The sequence below is a fragment of the Actinophytocola sp. genome, from assembly GCF_045807065.1.
GTDB lineage: Bacteria > Actinomycetota > Actinomycetes > Mycobacteriales > Pseudonocardiaceae > Actinophytocola.
The window spans coordinates 1-3,953 of record NZ_JBJMIE010000551.1; the positions used below are offsets into that span (position 1 = coordinate 1).

At 71.4% G+C, this 3,953-nt stretch carries 2 protein-coding genes; both read left to right on the forward strand.

Annotation, left to right across the window (positions count from 1 at the left end):
* Window positions 1–2,315 (forward strand): bi-domain-containing oxidoreductase (locus tag ACJ73U_RS32210; RefSeq protein WP_407781508.1); only part of this gene is annotated, 2,315 nt, incomplete at its 5' end.
* Window positions 2,312–3,953, forward strand: a 1,642-nt coding sequence (locus ACJ73U_RS32215) for an alginate lyase family protein (RefSeq protein ID WP_407781509.1), incomplete at its 3' end; no start/stop codon positions are given. The genes ACJ73U_RS32210 and ACJ73U_RS32215, both read left to right, overlap by 4 nt.

A 3,953-nucleotide genomic window follows, 5' to 3' on the forward strand; every position in this document is an offset into this window, starting at 1 on the left:
ACCGCAAGGTGACCAGCAAGCTCGACTCGTACACCCCGTTGGGTTACTCACTCTGCGGTGTGGTGACGGCGGTCGGTCCGGGCATCGACGACGTGACAGTCGGTGACCTGGTGGCCTGCGCCGGGAACGAGCACGCACTGCACGCCGAGGTCAACTGGGTGCCGAAGAACCTGTACGCGCGGGTCCCGGCGACCCTCGACCCGCGACACGCGGCGTTCGGCACCGTCGGTTCGATCGCGATGCAGGGCGTGCGGCGGGGCGAGCCGACGTTGGGCGACGTCGCGCTGGTGATCGGGCTGGGGCTGATCGGCCAGCTGGTGGTGCAGCTGCTGGTGGCGTCCGGCGTGAAGGTGATCGGCGCGGACCCCGACCCGTCGCGGTGCGCGCTGGCGGAGTCGGTGGGTGCGGCCGTCTGCGCCGCGCCGGGGTCGGACGTGGTCGACACGGCGGTGGCGGAGCTGACCGGTGGGTTCGGGGTCGACCAGGTCTACCTGGCGGCGGGCGGCTCGACGAACCAGCCGGTCGAGCTGGCGGCGAAGCTGGCGCGGGACCGCGGGACCGTGGTGGACATCGGGAAGTGCAGCCTCAACCTGCCGTGGAACGCGTACTACGAGAAGGAGCTGAACGTCCGGTTCTCCAGGTCCTACGGGCCGGGCCGATATGACGCTTCGTACGAGCTGGAGGGCCGGGACTACCCGATCGGGTACGTGCGCTGGACCGAGCGGCGGAACCTGGAGTGCTTCCTGGACCTCGCCGCCCGCGACCGGATCGACGTCGAGCCGCTGATCACCCACGTGGCCTCGTTCGACGACGCGGTGGAGACCTACCGGTCCCTGAACGCCGGCGAACTGAAGGCGGTGGCCGTCCTGTTCGGCTACCCCGAAGCCGAAGAGACCCGCACCGAAGAGATCCTCATCGACGACGCTCTGCCCGGCGAGGTCCCGGCCGACTCTGCCCTCACCGGCGAGGTCCCGCCAAGCGAGGTCCCGCCAAGCGAGGTCCCGCCAAGCGAACTCCCGTCCAGCGAACTCCTGCCCGGCGAACTCCTGCCCGGCGAGGCCTCGACCGGCCCGGCTCTCCTCGGCGAGGTCTCGGCCGGCTCGGTCCCGCCCAGCGAGGTCTCGGCCGGCTCGGTCCCGCCCAACGGGGTCTCGGCCGTCGAGGCCCTGCCCAGCGACGCCCTCGCCGACGAAACCCAGGCCGACAAAGCCCTCTCCGACGCCCTCTCCGACGACGAGGCCCGGGAATTGTCGGTGCCCACTGGTAGCGTTGAAATCGGGGGCCCCCCGGACGCATCAAAGGGACTTTCGCTCGGGGGATACTCGGCTGGGGTACGGAAGTCCACGCTTCGGGTGGGGTTTGTCGGGGCTGGGAACTACGCCTCGTCGATGTTGTTGCCCCATCTGGCGGAGAACGATGCCGTTGACCTCCATCGGGTGGTCACCACCTCGGCGCTTTCCGCGGCCAACGCCAAGCGGAAGTTCGGGTTCACCGACGCCTCGACCGTGCTGGACCAGGTGCTCGACGACGACAGCATCGACGCGGTCTTCGTCGTCACGCGGCACAGTACGCATGCCGATCTCACGATCCGCGCGCTGGAGGCGGGCAAGGCCGTCTTCGTCGAGAAGCCGCTCGCCCTCTCCACCGACGACCTCGCCCGCATTCTGACGACCGTCGAGAAGACCGGGAACGACCGGCTGCAGGTCGGGTTCAACCGGCGGTTCGCACCACTGCTCAACGAGGCCCGGATCCGCTTCGGGCGGCGCATCGGGCCGGCCTCCATCCGGTACCTGGTCAACGCGGGCCGGCTGGACGGCAACAGCTGGTACGCCCAGGACGCCGAGGGCACCCGCTTCACCGGCGAGGGCGGGCACTTCATCGACACCGTCTCCTGGCTGGTCGGCGACGACCCCACGACCGTCTACGCGGCGGCCACCCCGGGCCAGAACGACCTGCAGACCGTCCTCAAGTACCCGGACGGCTCGACCGCCACGATCACCTACGCCACCAGCGGCTCCACGCAGTTCCAGAAGGAGACCATCGACCTCACGGCCGACGGCAAGGTGCTCAAGTTCGACGACTTCGCCCGCGCCGCCGTGTTCGGGCGCAAGAAGTGGGCCAGCTCCCGCATCCCCAAGGGCCGGGACAAGGGCCAGGCGACCGAGGTGCGTGAGTTCCTGAAGGCCGTCATGACCGGCGCGCCCATGCCCGTCCCGCTCGACTCGCTCGCCGCCACCACCCGGGCGACCCTCGCCGTCGAGGCCAGTCTCAACGCCGGGGTGCCGGTCCGCATAGAAGCCGAGCCCGTGGCATGAGGCCCACCTGGTACCTGCGCCGGCTCTCCCGCATGGGGCCACGCGAGATGGCCACCCGTGCGGTCATCGCCGCCCGCGTCCACCGATGGCGGCGCGGGGTCGACGAGGCCGGGTCGATGAGGGCCGTCTGGCTGCCCAACCGGCGGTTCGTGTCCGTGCTGCCCGACCAGGCGCTCGCGGCCGTGCCGGAGGCGGCCAGAAAACGGCTGCTCAACACGGCCGACGAGCTGATGGCCGGGCGCGCGGAGTACTTCGGCGTCACCCGTGAGGACATGGTCGACCCCGACTGGTCGTGGGACCCGAGGACCGGCCGGCGCGCACCCACCGACCGCTACGCCTTCGACATCCCCTACCGGGACGAGCACACCGTCGGGGACATCAAGCAGCTGTGGGAACCGTCGCGCCACCAGCACCTCACGGTCCTCGCCGCGGCGTTCGCACTCACCGGTGACGAGCGGTACGCCGAGCGCGTGGCCGAGCACCTGCGGTCGTGGTGGGCGGCGAACCCGCCGCTGCACGGGGTGCACTGGGTCAGCGGCATCGAGCTGGGCATCCGGCTGATCTCCTGGGCGTGGGTGCGCCGGCTGCTCGACCGCTGGTCCGGCGCCGCCGCCCTGTTCGAGGAGAACTCCGACGCGCTGCACCAGATCTGGCACCACCAGCGCTGGCTCGCGTCGCTCGGCAGCCACGGCTCGTCGGCCAACAACCACGTGATCGCGGAGGCCGCCGGGCAGCTCGTGGCCGCCTGCGCCTTCGACTGGTTCCCGGAGACGCCGACCTGGCGCGCGACCGCGCTGAGCCTGCTCGACGAGCAGCTGCACCGCAACACGTTCGCGTCCGGGCTCAACCGCGAGCTGGCCACCGAGTACCACGGGCTGGTCCTGGAGCTGGGGCTCGTCGCGGCCGTCGAGGCGGACGCGGCCGGGGTCACCGTGCCGGACACGACCTGGCTCGTGCTCATGCGGATGTGCGACGCGCTGGCCGCGATCGTCGACGTCAAGGGGTACCCGCCGCGGCAGGGCGACGCCGACGACGGGCACGGGCTGATGGTGGACGGGCGCGGCACGCACCGGTGGGCGAGCCTGCTGCACACCGGCGACCTGCTGTTCGGCCGACTGAAGTGGTGGCCGAAGAAGTCCGCTGAGGACGTTCGGACCTCACTGCTCACCGCGCTGTCCAACGGGGTGCGGGCCGACGCCGCGCGCCCGGCGGAGCGGCCGACGCACCTCGCGGACGCGGGGATGACGATCATGCGTGCCGCCGGTGCCCTCGGCGAGATCTGGTGCCGCTGTGACGGCGGACCGCACGGGTTCCTGTCCATCGCGGCGCATGCCCACGCCGACGCGCTGTCGGTGGAGATCCGGTACGACGGCGTCGACATCCTCGCCGACCCGGGCACCTACTGCTACCACGGGCAACCGGAGTGGCGCAGCTACTTCCGCTCCACGCTCGGGCACAACACGCTGGAGCTGGACGGCCGCAACCAGTCCCAGTCCGGCGGCCCGTTCATGTGGACGCGGCACGCCCGCACCTCCGTCCTGGTGGCGGACGGCGCGAAGTGGACGGCCGAGCACGACGGCTACTCGCGTGGCCGCGAGGCAGTGCGGCACCGCAGGACCGTGCGGCTGGACCGGGACC